The sequence below is a fragment of the Paraconexibacter sp. genome, assembly GCF_041602235.1.
Taxonomy (GTDB): Bacteria; Actinomycetota; Thermoleophilia; order Solirubrobacterales; family Solirubrobacteraceae; genus Paraconexibacter.
The window spans coordinates 1-16,201 of the sequence record NZ_JBFIGP010000063.1 but is presented as its reverse complement, the minus strand read 5'-3'; the positions used below and the strand labels follow the sequence as shown (position 1 = coordinate 16,201).

The window sequence follows — 16,201 nt, the reverse complement described above, 5'->3', positions numbered from 1 at the left end:
CAACATCGACTGGGCGCTGTCGCGCGAGCGCTACTGGGGCACGCCGCTGCCGGCGTGGCGCTGCGAGGCCGACCCGGCCCACATCCACGTCGTCGGGTCCTTCGACGAGCTCGAGCAGCTCAGCGGGGTCCGGCTGGAGGATCCGCACCGGCCGTTCGTGGACGACGTGACGTTCCCCTGCGTGACCTGCGGCGACGCGACGATGCGCCGGGTTCCCGAGGTGATCGACGTCTGGTTCGACTCGGGCGCCATGCCCTTCGCGCAGGAGCACGCCCCGTTCGAGAACCAGGACCGGTTCCAGGAGCGCTTCCCGGCCCAGTTCATCTGCGAGGCGCTGGACCAGACCCGCGGGTGGTTCTACTCGCTGCTGGCCGTCTCCACCCTGCTGTTCGACAAGAGCTCCTACGAGAACGTCGTCTGCCTGGGACTGATCCTCGACGAGGAGGGTCAGAAGATGTCCAAGAGCAAGGGCAACATCGTGCCGCCCTGGGAGGTGCTCGACCAGCACGGAGCGGACGCCTTCCGCTGGTACTTCTTCACCTCCAAGCAGCCGTGGGACGGCTACCGCTTCTCCACGGACACGATCGGCGAGGGCGTGCGGCTGTTCCTGCGACAGCTCTGGAACACCTACGGCTTCCTCACCATGTACACGGCGAGCGAGGGCGAGGCGAGGCCCGCCGCGGAGCGACCGGACCTGGACCGCTGGGTCCTCTCGCGGCTGTCGGCCACCGTCGCGGAGGTCACCGAGCGTCTCGACGACTACGACGCCACGTTCGGCGGCCGGGCGATCCAGGCGTTCGTGGACGACCTCTCGAACTGGTACGTGCGGCGCTCGCGGCGCCGGTTCTGGGAAGGGGATCCCGACGCGTTCGCCACGCTGCGCGAGTGCCTGCTGACGACCGCGAAGCTCCTGGCGCCGTTCACCCCGTTCGTCGCCGACGAGATCTACGACAACCTCGACGGCAGCGAGCCGTCGGTGCACCTGTGCGACTGGCCGACCCTCGAGGATGCCGCGCGGCCCCGCGACGAGGCCCTCGAGGCCGCGATGGCGACCGCGCGCGAGACCGTGCGCCTCGGGCTCGCCGCCCGCGGTCAGGCCAAGGTCAAGGTCCGTCAGCCGTTGCGCGAGGCGGTCGTGGTCGCGGCCGGTCGTGAGCGGACGGCGATCGAGACGCACGCCGAGATCGTGCGCGAGGAGCTGAACGTGAAGACGCTGCGCTTCGTGGAGGAGGCCGACGAGCTCGGCTCCTACGAGCTGAAGGCCAACTACCGGACCCTCGGCCCGCGCTTCGGCAAGGACATGCCCCAGGCGGCGGCCGCGATCGCCGCGCTCGACGCCTCGCACGTGGCCGCGGCCCTGCGCGACGGTCAGCGCATCGGCATCAGCATCGGTGGGCACGACCACGACATCGGTGAGGACGACCTCTCGCTCGCGCTCCAGCCGCTCGAGGGGTACCAGCTCGAGCGGGAGGGCTCCCACGCCGTCGCCCTCGATCTCCACGTCGACGACGAGCTGCGCCGCGAGGGGCTTGCCCGCGAGATCGTCCGTGCCGTCCAGAACGCGCGCAAGGACGCGGGCCTCGAGGTCGAGGACCGCATCGTGCTGGCCCTGGACGGCGACGACGAGCTCCTCGGTGTGGCTCGCGACTTCGAGGGCGTGATCGGCGCCGAGGTGCTCGCGACGTCGCTCCAGGCCGACGGTGCCGACACGGACCGGTCGGGCTTCTCCACCGCCACGCGGGTCGAGGGCGCCGACCTCCGCATCGGCATCACGCGCGCCTGACCGCGCGCGTCGGCGGTCCGGGATCCTCCGCAGGGAGGGGGGCGATGCCGACCGGCGGGCGCCTAGTGGTCGAGATGACGTACGACCACGGAGGTACAGGAATGGACGCGCAGGCCACGGGCTGGAGCCCGGAGCGGGTGGCGGAGATCGTCGGAGCGATCCCCGAGGGCCGGTGGATGAGCTACGCCGACGTGGCCCGGGCGGCCGGCGGGACCGCGCAGCATGCCCGAGCGCTCAACCGGCGGTTCCTGCGGGAGGACATCGCCGGAGCGCACAGAGTGCTCAAGGCCGACGGGACGGTGGCGCCGACGGCGCTCGGCGACCCGGATCGGGTCAAGCGGCGCCTACGGCGCGAGGGCATCACGTTCGCGAAGGACGGGCGGGCGGCTGCCGAGGCGCGCATCCGCCCGGATGAGCGGTGAGCGGTGAGCCGTTGCCCGGACGGCGTCGTCCAGCGACGTGACGCGGCGTGCGGGGTCTGCGACACACATCGCAGACCCCGGCGGGCGGGCGCCGGACGTCCCGTCTAGGCGAGGACGGGCTCCAGCTCCGCCTCGATGCGCTTCTTCGGCTGGGCGCCGATGATCTTCTTCACCGGCTGACCAGCCTTGAACAGGATCATCGTCGGGATCGACATGACCCCGAACGTCGCGGCGGTCTGCTGGTTCTCGTCGATGTTGAGCTTGACGACGCGGACGTCGTCGCGCTCGGCGTCGATCTGCTCGAGAACCGGGGCGACCACGCGGCACGGTCCGCACCAGGGGGCCCAGAAGTCGACGAGGGTCGGAACGTCCGCCTCGATGACTTCGGCCTGGAAGTTGTTGTCGGTCACCTCGGGGAGGCCTGCCATGTCTGCTCCTTCGGGGAGGTCAGGATGCCCTGGGGAATCAGGGCACTTCAGAAAGTATAGCGAGTGGGCGGAGTGCTCCGACCGCTCCACGACGAGCCTACCCGCCGTCGAGGTCGGTCATGCGCCGTCGGTCCCGCACACCGGGGATCAGGAGCGCGCCGCGCGACGGAGCTGTGGCACGAGCCACATCGCCTCGACGGCGATCCTCAGCGACATCTTGGAGGTGCCGAGCTGGCGGTCGCGGAACACGATCGGCACCTCGACGACGCGAAAGCCACGCTGCACGCTGCGGTACGTGAGCTCGACCTGGAAGGCGTAGCCGCGAGAGCGGACGGTCGGCAGGTCGATGGCCTCGAGCACCTCGCGGCGAAAGCACTTGAACCCCCCGGTCAGGTCCCGGACCTCCAGGCCCAGGACACGACGGGAGTACCACGAGCCGCCCCGGCTCAGGCCCCGTCGGACCAGGCCCCAGTCCGTGACGCCGCCGCCGGGCACGTAGCGGGAGCCGAGCGCCACGTCGGCACCGCCGTCGCGGACCGCTTCCAGGAGCCGGGCGAGGTCGCGGGGGTCGTGGCTGAAGTCCGCGTCCATCTCGAACACGTAGGCGGCGCCGCGCTCCAGCGCGTAGGCGAACCCGGCCAGGTAGGCGGGGCCGAGGCCGGTGCGGTCCGTGCGGTGGAGCACCTCCACCTCGCCCGGATGTGCGGCCGCCAGAGCATCGGCGAGGGCCCCCGTGCCGTCCGGGGACGAGTCGTCGACGACGAGGACGCGGTGGTCGTCGGGGGCGCACGCGCGCAGGACGTCGAGCGCCGCCGCGACGATCCGCTCGACGTTCTCCGCCTCGTTGAACGTCGGCAGGATGAGCCAGGGGCATCCGGGCATGGGCGGCGTAGGGTAGTGGCTGTCATGCCCGACCCGACGAATGCCGAGATCGCCGCGCTGCTCGACGAGCTCGGCGACCTGTACGAGCTCGACGGTGCGATCGTGCACCGGGTCCTCGCGTACCGCAACGCCGCGAAAGCGGTCCGTGACGCGACGACCTCGGTCGCGGCCCGCACGAGGGCCGGCACGGTGACGGAGATCGCCGGCATCGGCAAGACGCTCGAGGAGAAGCTCCGGGCGCTCGTGGAGACCGGGGAGATCCCGGCGATGACGAAGCTGCGCGCGAAGTTCCCGCCCGGGCTGGTCGAAATGACCCGGCTGCCCGGGCTGGGCCCCAAGCGCGCGCGCAAGCTGTTCGACGAGCTCGGCATCGACTCCGTGCAGGCGCTCGCGACCGCGGCCCAGGCCCAGCGGCTGCGCGGCATCAAGGGTTTCGGTCCCAAGTTCGAGGAGTCCGTCCTCGCCGCGATCGACGCGGGAGCCGGCGACGCCCCGCGCCGGCGCACGCCCCTCCACGAGGCGCTCGCGACCGCGGAGCCGCTGCTGACCGCGTTGCGGGAGCACCCCGCCTCCGAGAAGGTCGAGCTCGCCGGCTCCGCGCGACGCTGGGCGGACAGCGTGAAGGACCTGGACATCATCGCCACCGCCTCCGACCCGCGGGCGCTCGCCGAGGGGTTCGCGGAGCTCGACCTGCTCGAGTCCTCGTCGGGGATCGGCGAGGCGGGCGCCCGAGGACGCACGCACAACGGCCTGTCCGTCGACCTGAAGATCGTCGCCCCCGCGCAGTTCGGCAACCTGCTGCAGCACTTCACGGGCAGCAAGCACCACAACGTCGCGCTGCGCGAGGCGGCGGTGAAGCGAGGCCTCCACGTCAGCGAGTACGGGATCCTCGACGACGCCACCGGGCAGACCCACCACTGCGAGACCGAGCAGGAGGTCTACGAGGTGCTCGGCATCCCGTACCCCGAGCCGGAGCTGCGCGAGAACCGGGGCGAGCTGTCCCCGGACTTCCAGCCCCCCGAGCTGGTGCGCCTGGAGGACCTCCGTGGCGACCTGCACAGCCACACGGTCGCCAGCGACGGGCACGGGACCATCCGCGAGATGGCGACCGCCGCGATGCAGCGCGGGCACGAGTACCTGGCGATCACGGACCACTCCGCCTCGCACGGGTTCGGCAACGACGTCTCCCCGGCGGAGCTCCGCAAGCACATGGCCGCGGTCCGGCGGGTCAGCGATGAGCTCGACGGGATCACGCTGCTGGCGGGCAGCGAGGTGAACATCCTGCCGGACGGGTCCCTGGACTACGACGACGAGCTGCTCGAGCAGCTCGACTGGGTCGTCGCCTCGGTCCACACCGCGTTCGGCATGAGCGGCGAGGACATGACCGCCCGGATCGTCCGCGCGATCGAGCATCCGCTCGTCGACGTGCTCGGGCATCCGACCGGGCGCCTGATCGAGCAGCGCGCGCCGTACGCCGTCGACATGGACGCCGTCATCGACGCGGCCGCGCGGACCTCGACCTTCCTGGAGATCAACTCGAGTCCGCGCCGCCGGGACCTCAGCGACGTGCACGCACGCGCCGCGGCGGCGGCCGGCGTCAAGCTCCTCGTCGACTCCGACGCCCACCGCACGACGACCCTCGACACGCAGCGATGGGGGATCGCCACCGCGCGGCGGGCGTGGCTGCGGCCCCAGGACGTCGCCAACACCCTGCCGCTCGACGAACTGCTGGCGCTGCGCCGCGGCGGGCGCTGAGTCGGCCGCCCGCTACGCGGGCAGCAGCCGCGGCAGGACCTCCCGCGCGACAACGGCATCCACGGCGGCGCGGCGGTACGGGGCGACCGCCTCGAGCGTGCGGGCGGCCAGGCCGACCGGAGGGTCGTCGACCGCCGCGCGGATCGCGGCGGCGAGCGTCGCCGGGTCGGCGTCGTCGGCGACCACCCACCGCGGGTCGATCGCACGTGCCAGGGGAAGGGCGGCGTACGGTCCGCCCGGATCGGTCGTCACGAGCGCGCAGCCGTCAGCCAGCGCCTCGAGCTGCGCGACACCGAAGTCCTCGCGCCGGGGCGCCGTCACGTACACCGAGGCGAGGCGGAGCCGCTCCCGGTAGACCTCCGGCTCCAGGAGCTCGTGGTGGTCGACCCCGGCGGGGATCCCGTCCAGGCCGGCCGCCCGCGCGGCGGCCCGGATCTGCTCGTCGGTCACGCCGACGACGAGGAGCACCTCGCCGTCGGAGCGGGCCAGCGCCCATGCGGCGAGGATCCGGTCCAGCCCCTTCTTCCGCCAGTTCGCCGCGTAGGTGACCGCGGTCACGCCGCGCGGCACACCCGCCGCGACGCCTGCGGTCGGCTCCACCGGGATCGGCACGACGACCGCGTCGGCGTGCGGCGTCGGGGTCTCGGCGAGCGTCACGCCGGTCTGCGGGACCAGCAGGTCCGCCTGCCGCAGCCGCCGCCGCTCGAGAGGACGCTGCCAGAGGCCGTGCCGGCCGCGACGGTTGGCGGCCGCGGGCGCGTCGTAGCGGATCGCTCGACGCACGTCGCCGCTGCGCGGCCACAGCAACGCGGCGGTGGTCGTCGAGTACACGAGTGCCCGTGGAGCGTGCTCGGCGATCCCGCGCCGGGCCGCCGCGCGCGCGGCGAGCGCCCAGAGCAGGTCCGTGAGGACGAGCGTCCGCACCGTCCGGGGAGGCCGCGCACGCACCATCTCCACCCGCGCGCCGGCGCGGCGCAGCGAGGCCGCGAGCTCGTCCTCCGCCGCCCGCAGGCCGGCGGTGGACCCCAGCCCGACGAGGAGCACGTCCGTTCGTGACACGCGGGAAGCCTCGCACGACCGGCGCCACCTGCGAGCCTTCCCTCCCGCATGACCGGCACCTTCATCAACGTCGGGACCGTCCTGGCCGGCACCCTGATCGGGTGGCTCCTGGGCGCGCGCCTGAAGCCGAGCGTCCATGAGCGCGTGCTCGCCGGGCTGGGTCTGGTCACCCTGGTGATCGGCGTCGACCTCGCGCTGGCGTGGGAGGACACCAGCCCGCTCTACGTGCTGGGCGGCGTGCTGATCGGCGGGATCATCGGCGAGGCGCTGGGCATCGAGGCCCGCCTGCAGCGCCTCGGCGACCGCATCCAGGTCCATGCCGCCCGGGGGAACGAGCACTCGACCGTCAGCGAGGCCTTCGTCACCGCCAGCCTGCTGTTCTGCGTCGGGCCGCTCACCGTGGTCGGTGCGATCCAGGACGGGCTGACCGGGGACTACGAGGCGCTGGCGACCAAGGCGCTGCTCGACGGGTTCGCCGCGATCGCGATCGCGGCGTCGCTGGGACCGGGGGTCGCCTTCAGCGCGCTCACGGTCCTGGTGGTGCAGGGCGGCATCTCCCTGGGAGCCGGGCTCTTCGAGGACGTGCTGGCGGAGGGCAGCGAGGCGCTGGCGGCCCTGTCCAGCGCCGGGGGCGTCCTCATCATCGGGATAGCGCTGAAGCTCCTGGACCTGAAGGACGTGAAGGTCGGGAACTTCCTGCCCGCCCTCGTGGTCGCGCCCGCGCTGGTGGGCATCGTCGGCGCCGTCACCTGACGCCTACGACGGGACCTCCCGCCGGAACCCCGGCGTGCGCACGAGGCGGATGGGCTTCAGCGGCGAGGTGGGGTCGAGGTAGAACGTCACGCCGTCACGCTCCTCGATGGCCTGCACCGCCCGGTGCTGGCGCCGCCACGACAGCGCCCAGATGATCGCGAAGCCGGTGGCGATCCCCGGGATCTGCGGTGCGACCACGGCCAGCCCTCCGGCGGCGATGGTGCTCAGCAGGAGCGGCCACAGGCGGTTGAGGATCGCGGCGCCCGGCCGGTGCTCGGGCATCATCGTCGCGGCCTTCGACTCGGCGAGCAGGCGGGCGATCGGCGGCGTGGCATCGTGGTGGCGACCGAGGTAGGTGCCGATCAGCGTGGCGATGATCCACCAGCCGGCCGAGAGCCACACGATGTTCTCGGCGCGGTCGCCGGTGGCCGCCCCGAGGGTCACCAGGGCGAGTGCCGTCGCCGCGACGCCGCTCAGCAGGATCGTCGTCCGCAGCAGCTCGGTGAACCGCATCAGGCCTCCGCCAGGACCTCGAGCATGCGCCGCACGCCGGGCGGGCCGTCGACGAGCAGATCCGCCCCGTCGACGATCTCCTGGGGGGTCTCGTCGGAGCGCACGCCGACGCAGAGCACGGACTTCAGCGTGCCGTCGGTCTGCAGCGATCGCAGCGCGTCGAAGGCGTCGACGTCGGTCAGGTCGTCGCCGACGAACAGCGCCATGTCGAGATCCAGCCGCTCGATGAGCCGGCGGATGCCGGTGCCCTTCGTGAACGTGACGGGAGCCCGGATCTCGAGCACCTTGCGCCCCCAGTGGGTGCCGAGCCCCGCGTCGTCCGCCTGCTCGGCGACCGTGCGCATCGCCGCCTCGGCGGCCTCCTCGTCGGGGACCCCGCGCCAGTGGAACGCGGCGATCGCGTTCTTGTCCTCCGCCCGGATGCGCAGGCGTCGCAGCTCGTCGTTCCAGCGCTCGCGGGCGAACGTCTGCACGCGCTCGGTCCACTCCGCGACGAGCGGGTCGATCTCGACCGTGGTCGCTCCGCCCCGCAGGGTCTCGGCCCCGTGGTTGCCGACGTAGGTGATCGACCCGAGCGACACGATCCTGCGGGCGACGTTCGCGCGTCGCCCGCTGACGCAGGCGACCAGCCCGAACCGCCGAGCGATCGCGATGAGCGGCTTGCGGGTCGGCTCGGGGACGTGTGCGTCGTCCGCGTGGCGGACGATCGGCGCGAGCGTCCCGTCGATGTCCAGCAGCACGCCGGCGCGGTCGGGAGCGCTCAGCCACGGGGCGAGCGCGGCACGCAGGTCGGCCGTATCGACGGACTCGGGGACCCCAGACACGCCTCTAGTATGGCGGGCATGCTCCGCCGCCGAACGCTCATGCTCGCGGCGATCGGTACCGGCGCGGGCATGTTCAGCGGCTTGTTCGGCGTCGGCGGCGGCACGGTGATCGTTCCGCTCCTGATCCTGCTGCTCGGCTACGGCGAGCGAGAGGCGACCGGGACGTCGCTCGCCGCGATCGTCGTCATCGCTGCCGTCGCGGCCTCCGCGCAGGGGATCTACGGGAACGTCCACGTGCAGGAGGGCGTGCTCATCGGCGTGCCCGCGGTCGGTGGTGTGCTCGTCGGAACCTGGCTGCAGCAGCGCATCCCGCCGCGGTCGGTGAGCCTCCTGCTGGCTGCGGTGCTGTTCGTCGTCGCCGTCGACTTCCTCCTGCCGTGATCGGGCTCGCGATCCTGGTCGGCTTCTGCGCCGGCGCGCTCGCCGGCATGCTCGGGATCGGCGGTGGCGCGCTGTTCGTCCCCGCGCTCGTCCTGTTCCTGGACCTCGCCCACGTCGAGGCCGAGGCGACCTCCCTCCTGGCCATCGTCCCCGTCGCCGTGGTCGGCGCGTGGCAGCAGCAGCGGTACGGGAACCTGCGACTGCGGGAAGGGCTGGTGGTCGGCGCGCTCGCGGTCCCGGGCGCGATCGTCGGCGTGGTGCTGGTCAACGTGCTGCCCGAGCGCGCGGTCGAGGTCGGGTTCGGGCTGCTGCTGCTGTTCGTCTCACTGCAACTCGTGCGCTCGGCGCTCAGGCCTGCGGCGACCCCTCCCCGGGCCGCCGACCGAGCATCTCGGTGAGCTGCCGGCGCAGCTCGGGCATCGGCGCCGACTTCTCCAGGAACGCGTGAGCGCCGAGGGAGAGGACCTCGTCCCGGACGCGTGAGGACTCCAGACCGGTCAGCACGACGATGGTCGTGTCGGGGCACGCCTCCCGGATCGAGCCGATCGCCGTGACGCCGTCGTGGCCGGGCATGTTGAGATCGAGCAGGACGACGTCGGGCCGCAGGTCCGCGGCCCGCGCCGCCGCCTGCGCGCCGTCCGAGGCCTCACCGACGATCCGGAACTCCTCGCCCAGCTCGTGCTGCAGCAGCCGCCGGATCGCGGCGACGTCGTCGGCGATCAGCAGCGTGGGGCGCGGGTCGTCGTCCGGTTCCAGGCTCCGCGGCGATGGCGGTGTCGACATCCGGTGCATGGTCAGATCTCCATACCCAGGCGGACATCGGACAACACGGCGCGATACCGTCGCCGGATGCTCCAGCCCGACGACCTCGCGCAGTTCTACGAGGACTGCTACGTCGGAGCCGCGGACCCCGTCGACGCCGAGCGGTCGCGGCGGTGGCGTGAGCTCAGCGCAGGCCCCAAGGCCGATCACGTGGTGACGCTCTGCACGCGCGCGGGCCTGCGGCCGGATCGCGTCGCCGACATCGGCTGCGGCGACGGTGCGATGCTCGCGGAGCTCGCGGCGCGCGGCTTCGGGCAGCGTCGGGTCGGCTTCGAGCTGTCCTCCACCGCGGTCGCCATCGCGCGGCGTCAGCCGGGGATCGACGAGGTGCACGCGTACGACGGCGCGCTCCTCCCGGCGGACTCCGGGGCCTTCGACCTGGGGGTCCTCTCCCACGTGATCGAGCACGTCCCCGAGCCCGCCGTGACCCTGCGCGAGGCGGCGCGCGTGTGCCGTCACGTCGTGGTCGAGGTGCCGCTCGAGGCCAACGTGTCGGCGGGCCGGCCCGCCAAGCGCGCCCACGCGCAGGAGATCGGGCATCTGCACCGCTTCGACCGCGGTGCGGTGGAGCGCTTCGTGGACGACGCCGGCCTGCGGATCGTCGGGCGCCTCAGCGACGCCCTGCCCCTCGCGGTGCACACCTACTTCGCCGCGGGACCGCGTGGTCGCGCCGCGGGCACGGCGAAGTGGGCGTTCCGGACGGCGCTCGCCAAGGTCCCGCCGATCGGCGAGCGTCTCGTCACGGTGCACTACGCCGTGCTCTGCGCGCCGGCCCACGAGGAGGGCCGGTGACGCTCGCTCTCGGGCGCCGGGCGCCCTTCGTCCATCGCCTGCGTGTGCGGTACCACGAGTGCGACGCCCAGGGCGTGGTCTTCAACGCCAACTACGTCGCCTACTTCGACGTGACCCTGACGGAGCTGTGGCGCGAGGCCTTCGGCAGCTACGCCGCGATGTACGACTCCGGCGTCGACCTGGTCGTCGCCGAGATCGGCCTGCGCTATCACGCGGCGGCGGCGTTCGATGACGAGATCGACGTCTGCCTCACGATCACCCGGCTGGGCGTCACCGGCATGACGTCGAGCATCGAGATCCGGCGCGGGGAGGACCTGCTCGTCGCCGGCTTCATCCGGCACGTGTTCGTGGCGGTGGGGACCAGCGAGAAGGTCCCGATCCCGGACGAGGTCCGCGCCTCGCTGGCGCCGTGGGTGGTCGAGGACGCGTCCGACGGACACCCGCGTCACGGGGCGTCCGCCTAGTCGGCGGGGATCGGGCGGACGCTGAGGTCGAGCTCGCGCTCGCCGGCCACCGTGCTCAGCGCGTCGCGCAGCTGCTCCAGGTCGAGGTCGGCGGGCGGGACGACCTCGAGCATCATCGCGTGCAGCGGGTCGTCGCCGTCCGCCAGGCGGCGGGTCTGCAGGTCCGTCACGTTCACGCCGTGGCGGGCGAGCTGGTGGGTGATCGCGTGGACGATGCCCGGGTGGTCGACGCCGCTGACCGTCACCACGTGGGTCGGCTCGAGGACGCCGGTCGCGTGCACGGGGTCGATGCGGTTGGCGCTCACCACGTCGAGCCCCAGGTCGCGGCCGATCTCCAGCAGGTCCCCCAGGAACGCCCCCTCATCGAGGTCGTCCGGCGCATCGACGATGAGCATCATCGTGAAGCGTCCCGACAGCACGCCCATCTGCGCGTCGGCGATGTCCGCCCCGTGCGCGACGAGGACCCCCGTGACCGCGGCGACGATGCCGGGCCGGTCGCGGCCGACGGCGGAAACGGCGAGTTGCAGCACTCACGGAAGGATACGGTCAGCCGCCGGGCCGGGATCCGTATCCCGGAAGTCCCTGCTCGAGCGCACCTTTGACGGCACCGTCGAGCGCGTTGATGCGGTGGAGGGCGAGGGCCTCGGCCGAGGCGAACCGCCGTCCCGGGGCCGCGTCCGGACCGTGGTGGGTCAGCACGCAGTGGGCGAGGGCCAGGCGCCGAGCCTCGTCGAGCGACGCGATCCGTGCGGCGCGTTCCTCGAGCATCCGCAGACCCAGCTCGACGTGCCCGAGCAGCCGTCCGGCCTCGGTCAGTTCGATCTCGGCCCCGTAGGCGAACTCGCGCGTCTTGCCGATGTCGTGCACGAGCGCCGCGGTCACCAGCAGGTCGCTGTTGAGCCGGACGTGGAGCTGGCACGTCTCGAGCGCCAGCGTGCCCACGGCCACCGTGTGCTCGAGCAGGCCGCCGAGGTACGCGTGGTGGCCGCCGCGGGAGCAGGGAGCCCGCCGCCACTCGGCGCGCAGCGCGTCGTCGGCGAGCAGGTCGTCCAGCAGCGCGCGCAGGCCGTGGTCGTGGACCTCGCCGGCGAGGTGCTCGAGGAAGCCGTCGAGCTCGTCGAGGTCGCGGTAGGCCACGGGCAGGAACGCCGCCGGGTCGGCGGCGCCCTGGGGCGCCCGCGCGATGCGATGGACGTCGAGCTGCAACTCGTCACGGAACCGCTCGACGCGCCCCTGGACCCGGACGAGGTCGCCCCGCTCGAACCCGGCCCCGAGGCGGTCCGCATCGCGGAAGACCCGGCCGGGGATCGTGCCCGTGCGGTCGCGCAGCTCGAGGGCGAGGTACGGCGTGCCGGACTTCGCCAGGAGGCGGTCCTTCCTCGAACAGGCGAGGATGAGGTCGACGGCGTCCCCCGGTCGGAACGTGCCGACCGACGGCGTGGACGGCTCGGAGACGGACGGGTCGGTGGGGACGGCGGACGCGCTCGCCATGGGTTCGGGCACGAACCCATGATGTACGGTGGATCGGATGCAGCCGCTGCAGTGGGACCACCGACCCGACGGGCTTCGAGCCCCGGCGATGGTGTGTGCGTTCACCGGCTGGAACGACGCGGGGGACGCGGCATCCGCCGCCCTCCAGTTCATCGGGTCGTCGCTGGGGGCCTCGCGCTTCGCCACGCTCGACCCGGAGGAGTTCTACGACTTCCAGGCGACCCGGCCCACGATCCGGCTGAGCGAGGGCAGCTTCCGCGAGATCGTCTGGCCGGAGACCGAGTTCTACGCGGCGCGCGTCCCGCGGGCGCCACGCGACCTGGTGCTGGTCCAGGGTCCGGAGCCTTCGATGCGCTGGCGGACCTACTGCCAGCAGGTCGTCGACCTCGCCGAGGCCATCGGTGTGCAGATGGTGGTCACCCTCGGGGCGCTGCTCGCGGACGTGCCCCACACCCGCCCCGTGTCGATCACGGGGGTCGCCTCCGACGACGCGCTGATCGACCGGCTCGACCTGCGCAGCGCGACGTACGAGGGGCCGACGGGCATCACCGCGGCGCTCCACGGCGCCTGCCAGGCCGCCGGCATTCCGAGCGCGTCGCTCTGGGCGAGCGTGCCGCACTACGTCGCCGCGGCGCCGAACCCCAAGGCGGCGCTGGCCCTGGCCCGCAAGCTGGAGGGCCTCGTCGGCGTGTCGGTCGACGCGTCGGAGCTCGAGGAGGCGGCGACCGACTACGAGCGGCAGGTCTCCCTGGCGGTCCAGAGCGACCCCGAGATCCAGGCGTTCGTCGAGCGGCTCGAGGCCGTCGCCGAGGAGGAGGCCGCCGACGTCGATCCCGCCGTCCCCTCGGGCGACGTGCTCGCCCGCGAGTTCCAGCGGTTCCTTCGCCAGCGCGGCCCCGAGAGCCAGTAGCCGCCCGCGTGGCGGGGTCCCTCAGCGCTCAGCGGCGGGGCACGCGATCCGGAAGTCGCACATCGAGCAGGCCGCGTAGCTGGGTGTCGGCTCGAAACCCTGCCCGAGGATGCCGTCCGCGACCTCGAAGACGGTCTGGGTGATCCACTCGGGGTCCAGGGCCTCGGGCGGCACCGCGATCTTCTCGTCGTCGAGGACGTAGTGGTAGGCCTGGGAGGACGACTCGAGCTGCCACGCCTCCCGCGCCCCCACCGCGTAGAGCGAGAGCTGGACGTCCTCGCGCAGCTGTGCGAGCGTCCGCGGACGACCGGTCTTGTAGTCGATCAGCTCGTGCGAGCCGTCCGGCTTGCGGTCCACGCGATCGACGCGTCCGCGCAGCACGTGCGGCCCGAGCTTGAACTGGAAGCCGCGCTCGAACCAGACCGGCTCGGTCTCCTCCGCGAGGAAGCGCTCGTGGTAGCGGTGCAGGGCGCTGGTCGCCTTCGCGTGCAGCTGCCGCTCCTGGTCGGTGTCGCCGAACCCGCCCCGTCTCCACCCCAGCTCGAACAGCCCGATCAGCTCGTCCAGCGACGAGGTCCCGGCGCCGTGGTAGCGCTCGAGCGCCTGATGGACGAGGATGCCGAACCGCTGGTTCATCGTCGGCTCCTGCGGGATCCGGAAGACCCGCGCGAACTTGTACCGCAGGGGGCACGAGCGGTAGGTCTCGATGTCCGACGCGCTCAGCACGAGCCCCTCGCCCCGGGTGGGGAGGAACGGCTCGAGCGTCGGCTCCTCCCGTGCGGCGACCGCTGCCGCACGGGCACGCGCGTCGCGCTCGGCGCCGAGGATGACCTCGTCCAGCGACGACGTCAGGAACACCTCGCGCTGCTGGGCGGTGGCGGCCTGCAGGACGCGGGCGTTGATGTCCGGCAGGGCGTCGGCGATCGAGAGCCCGGCAGGCCGGTCCATCAGCGCGGCGAGCTTCACGAGCTCCAGGTACCGCACGGTGCCGTGGGCGATGTCGAGGTCGGTGTCCAGGCGCATCTCGCCCAGGACGCCTCCGATCTTCGGGACGCCCCGCAGCAGTTCGTCCCGGAGGGCCTGGAACGTCGCGTGCAGCGCCTCGTCGGGGCCGAACAGCTCCTCGTCGCGGTCCTCCCACCCCGCCCCGAGCGCGACCCGCGCGTCCTCGGCGAACGGGGACGCGGGCTGGCGCGCACCCCGGTCCGAGGTGGCGGCGTACGCGAGCACCAGGCCGGTGCGGGCGCGGGTCATCGCGACGTGGAGCAGCCGCCGCATCGCGGCGGCGTGCGCGGCGGAGGAATCCCCGTCGGCCGGAAGGACCGGCGTCGGCTCGACCACGGTCCGCCGCGCGCCCGGCATCCGCGAGGACTGCAGGCCCAGCACGAAGGCGTGGTCGACCTCGAGGCCCTTCGCCGCGTGCATCGCGATCACGGCCACCGAGCCGTCGCGGCCCGTGCCGCCGGACGTGTGCTCCGCCGCGGCCGCGCGGTCCTCGTCGTCGAACAGCCCCGGCGCCCCGGCGTCCGCGACAGCGGCGAGGTAGCGGGCGAACTCCCGCGGCGTCGCCTGCGGCGAGCGGCGGGTGTACGCAGCTGCCATCTCGCCGAGCCGGGCGAGCTGCACGAGCCGCTCGACGACGTCCGCCTGCGCCGCGTAGAGCTGCTGGCGGCGCAGCCCGAGCCGGTCGATCAGCCGGTGGACGAAGAGGTCGGGGCGCGCGGTGTCCATGACCGCGGAAGCGCTGCGGTAGAGCTTGAGGAAGGCGACGATCCGGTCGCGCGCCTCCGGGGGGATCTGCGGCGACTCGGTCGCGGCGACCAGCGCGTCCACCATGTCGACCTTCCGCCGCCGGGCGATCTGCACGCAGCGGGCGAGGTCGATCGCGCGCAGCTCGACCGGGGGCCGGGCGAGGGCGCGCACGACGGCGCCCGCGTCCCCCGGGTTCGCGAGCAGTCGCAGCCACGCGAGGACGTCGCGCACCTCGGCCCGCTGGAAGAACGCCGCCGCACCCACGAGGCGGTAGGCGACCGCGCGCTCGTCGAGGGCCACGGCGACCGCCTGGCCCTCGCGGCGGACGCTGCGGACGATCACCGCGATGCGCTCGGGGCGCACGCCGCCGCGCACGAGCCGCTCGACCTCGGCCGCCACGCCCTGCGCCTGCGCCCGCTCGTTGGCGCACCGCCAGAACCGCACGGTGCCGCCCGGTTCGCCGACCAGCGGCTTGGACACCCGGCCCGGGATCGGCTCCACGACCGCCGCGGCGGCGCGCAGGACCTGGTCGCGCCCGCGGAACACCCGGTCGAGCGTGATCGTCCGCAGCCCGGGGTGGCGCTCGGCGAGGCCGGCGAGGGTCCGGCCGGCGCCTCGGCCTCCGATGCGGACGGCCTGATCGTCGTCGCCCGCGGCGACCAGGGTGGCGGGGGACTGCGCGAGCAGGTCGATGAGCGCCACGTTGGCTGGCGTCAGGTCCTGGTACTCGTCGACGAGGACGTGCGGACGCCGCGCGGTGACGCGCGCGCGCACGTCGGGACGCTCGGCGAGCAGTCGGTGGGCGCGCAGCACGAGGTCGCCGAAGTCCAGCGCCCCGCGCTCGGCGAGCATGCGGTCGTGGGTCGCGTACAGGGCGGCGAACTCGCGCTCGCGCTCGGCGTGGGGGTCGTCCGGCGGCAGGGCATCGGCCCATGCGGCGACGTCCTGATGGTCGAGCAGCTCGTCCTTGCACGCGTCGATGCGCGCGACGATGCGGGCCAGCACGTTGGCCGGCGTGCCGCCCAGGTCGTGGTGGCGCAGCGGCAGCTCGTCCATGCGCTCCAGCAGCATCGCGAGCCGGTCCGCCGGGCTCGACGGCAGGGCGAACGGGTCCAGGCCGGCGACGAGCGCCTCCTCGTCGAGGATCCGCGCGGCCACGTCCGGGACCGT

Annotated in this window: 18 protein-coding genes; 9 read left to right on the top strand and 9 right to left on the bottom strand. The window is 73.3% G+C overall.

The genetic code is table 11. The features are described from left to right. A partial coding sequence (locus ABYE80_RS07480) for a DUF5915 domain-containing protein (protein WP_372789646.1) occupies positions 1-1,783 on the top strand: 1,783 nt, incomplete at its 5' end. Positions 1,784-1,884: 101 nt separating this feature from the next. Beyond that, entirely contained in the window at positions 1,885-2,205 is a 321-nt protein-coding gene (locus tag ABYE80_RS07475) for an MGMT family protein (RefSeq protein WP_372789645.1), read from the top strand. A gap of 104 nt (positions 2,206-2,309) precedes the next feature. On the opposite strand, the gene trxA is transcribed toward ABYE80_RS07475, so the two are convergent. Continuing rightward, entirely contained in the window at positions 2,310-2,633 is a 324-nt protein-coding gene (gene trxA / locus ABYE80_RS07470; protein WP_372789644.1) for a thioredoxin, read from the bottom strand. A 147-nt stretch (positions 2,634-2,780) separates the two neighbouring features. Then, the gene (locus tag ABYE80_RS07465; protein ID WP_372789643.1) at positions 2,781-3,515 is read right to left on the bottom strand and encodes a polyprenol monophosphomannose synthase; all 735 of its coding nucleotides are present in this window, start codon (positions 3,513-3,515) and stop codon (positions 2,781-2,783) included. 24 nt (positions 3,516-3,539) lie between these two features. On the opposite strand from ABYE80_RS07465, the gene polX reads away from it, so the two are divergent. After that, positions 3,540-5,270 (top strand): DNA polymerase/3'-5' exonuclease PolX, encoded by a 1,731-nt coding sequence (polX, locus tag ABYE80_RS07460; RefSeq protein ID WP_372789642.1) that lies wholly within the window; start codon positions 3,540-3,542, stop codon positions 5,268-5,270. A gap of 12 nt (positions 5,271-5,282) precedes the next feature. Here polX and ABYE80_RS07455 read toward each other — a convergent pair whose 3' ends face one another. Next, a complete protein-coding gene (locus ABYE80_RS07455; protein ID WP_372789641.1) occupies positions 5,283-6,329 on the bottom strand; it encodes a glycosyltransferase in 1,047 nt (348 codons plus the stop codon). Positions 6,330-6,377: 48 nt separating this feature from the next. Here ABYE80_RS07455 and ABYE80_RS07450 point away from each other — a divergent pair, with 48 nt between their 5' ends. Then, on the top strand, positions 6,378-7,082 hold the full coding sequence (locus tag ABYE80_RS07450) for a DUF554 domain-containing protein (RefSeq protein ID WP_372789640.1): 705 nt from the start codon (positions 6,378-6,380) through the stop codon (positions 7,080-7,082). Positions 7,083-7,085: 3 nt separating this feature from the next. Here the strand turns inward: ABYE80_RS07450 and ABYE80_RS07445 are convergent, their stop codons facing one another. Together ABYE80_RS07445 and otsB are read right to left on the bottom strand one after the other, a co-directional pair. After that, positions 7,086-7,595 carry a hypothetical protein gene (locus ABYE80_RS07445; RefSeq protein WP_372789639.1) on the bottom strand — a complete coding sequence of 170 codons (510 nt, stop codon included), beginning with the start codon at positions 7,593-7,595 and terminating at the stop codon, positions 7,086-7,088. Then, positions 7,595-8,419 (bottom strand): trehalose-phosphatase, encoded by an 825-nt coding sequence (gene otsB / locus ABYE80_RS07440; RefSeq protein WP_372789638.1) that lies wholly within the window; start codon positions 8,417-8,419, stop codon positions 7,595-7,597. Before otsB ends, ABYE80_RS07445 begins: the two co-directional genes overlap by 1 nt. Positions 8,420-8,437: 18 nt before the next feature. Here otsB and ABYE80_RS07435 point away from each other — a divergent pair, with 18 nt between their 5' ends. Both ABYE80_RS07435 and ABYE80_RS07430 read left to right on the top strand, forming a co-directional pair. Further along, positions 8,438-8,800 (top strand): sulfite exporter TauE/SafE family protein, encoded by a 363-nt coding sequence (locus tag ABYE80_RS07435; protein ID WP_372789637.1) that lies wholly within the window; start codon positions 8,438-8,440, stop codon positions 8,798-8,800. Then, positions 8,797-9,198: a sulfite exporter TauE/SafE family protein gene (locus ABYE80_RS07430; RefSeq protein WP_372789636.1), complete on the top strand. Its 402-nt coding sequence runs from the start codon at positions 8,797-8,799 to the stop codon at positions 9,196-9,198. The genes ABYE80_RS07435 and ABYE80_RS07430 overlap by 4 nt, the downstream gene beginning before the upstream one ends. Here ABYE80_RS07430 and ABYE80_RS07425 read toward each other — a convergent pair. Next, positions 9,149-9,583 carry a response regulator transcription factor gene (locus ABYE80_RS07425; RefSeq protein ID WP_372789635.1) on the bottom strand — a complete coding sequence of 145 codons (435 nt, stop codon included), beginning with the start codon at positions 9,581-9,583 and terminating at the stop codon, positions 9,149-9,151. The two genes, ABYE80_RS07430 and ABYE80_RS07425, sit on opposite strands and share 50 nt — an antisense overlap. Positions 9,584-9,649: 66 nt before the next feature. On the opposite strand from ABYE80_RS07425, the gene ABYE80_RS07420 reads away from it, so the two are divergent. Together ABYE80_RS07420 and ABYE80_RS07415 are read left to right on the top strand one after the other, a co-directional pair. Beyond that, complete coding sequence (locus ABYE80_RS07420) at positions 9,650-10,414, top strand: class I SAM-dependent methyltransferase (RefSeq protein WP_372789634.1); 765 nt, start codon at positions 9,650-9,652, stop codon at positions 10,412-10,414. Further along, complete coding sequence (locus ABYE80_RS07415) at positions 10,411-10,878, top strand: acyl-CoA thioesterase (RefSeq protein ID WP_372789633.1); 468 nt, start codon at positions 10,411-10,413, stop codon at positions 10,876-10,878. The genes ABYE80_RS07420 and ABYE80_RS07415 overlap by 4 nt, the downstream gene beginning before the upstream one ends. On the opposite strand, the gene ABYE80_RS07410 is transcribed toward ABYE80_RS07415, so the two are convergent. Both ABYE80_RS07410 and ABYE80_RS07405 read right to left on the bottom strand, forming a co-directional pair. Further along, on the bottom strand, positions 10,875-11,408 hold the full coding sequence (locus ABYE80_RS07410) for a glycine cleavage system protein R (RefSeq protein WP_372789632.1): 534 nt from the start codon (positions 11,406-11,408) through the stop codon (positions 10,875-10,877). The two genes, ABYE80_RS07415 and ABYE80_RS07410, sit on opposite strands and share 4 nt — an antisense overlap. Before the next feature lie 16 nt (positions 11,409-11,424). Beyond that, the gene (locus tag ABYE80_RS07405) at positions 11,425-12,381 is read right to left on the bottom strand and encodes an HDIG domain-containing metalloprotein (RefSeq protein WP_372789631.1); all 957 of its coding nucleotides are present in this window, start codon (positions 12,379-12,381) and stop codon (positions 11,425-11,427) included. Between the two features lie 25 nt (positions 12,382-12,406). Here ABYE80_RS07405 and ABYE80_RS07400 point away from each other — a divergent pair, with 25 nt between their 5' ends. After that, the gene (locus ABYE80_RS07400; protein WP_372789630.1) at positions 12,407-13,279 is read left to right on the top strand and encodes a PAC2 family protein; all 873 of its coding nucleotides are present in this window, start codon (positions 12,407-12,409) and stop codon (positions 13,277-13,279) included. 21 nt (positions 13,280-13,300) lie between these two features. On the opposite strand, the gene ABYE80_RS07395 is transcribed toward ABYE80_RS07400, so the two are convergent. Next, positions 13,301-16,201, bottom strand: a 2,901-nt coding sequence (locus ABYE80_RS07395; protein ID WP_372789629.1) for an ATP-dependent helicase, incomplete at its 5' end; no start/stop codon positions are given.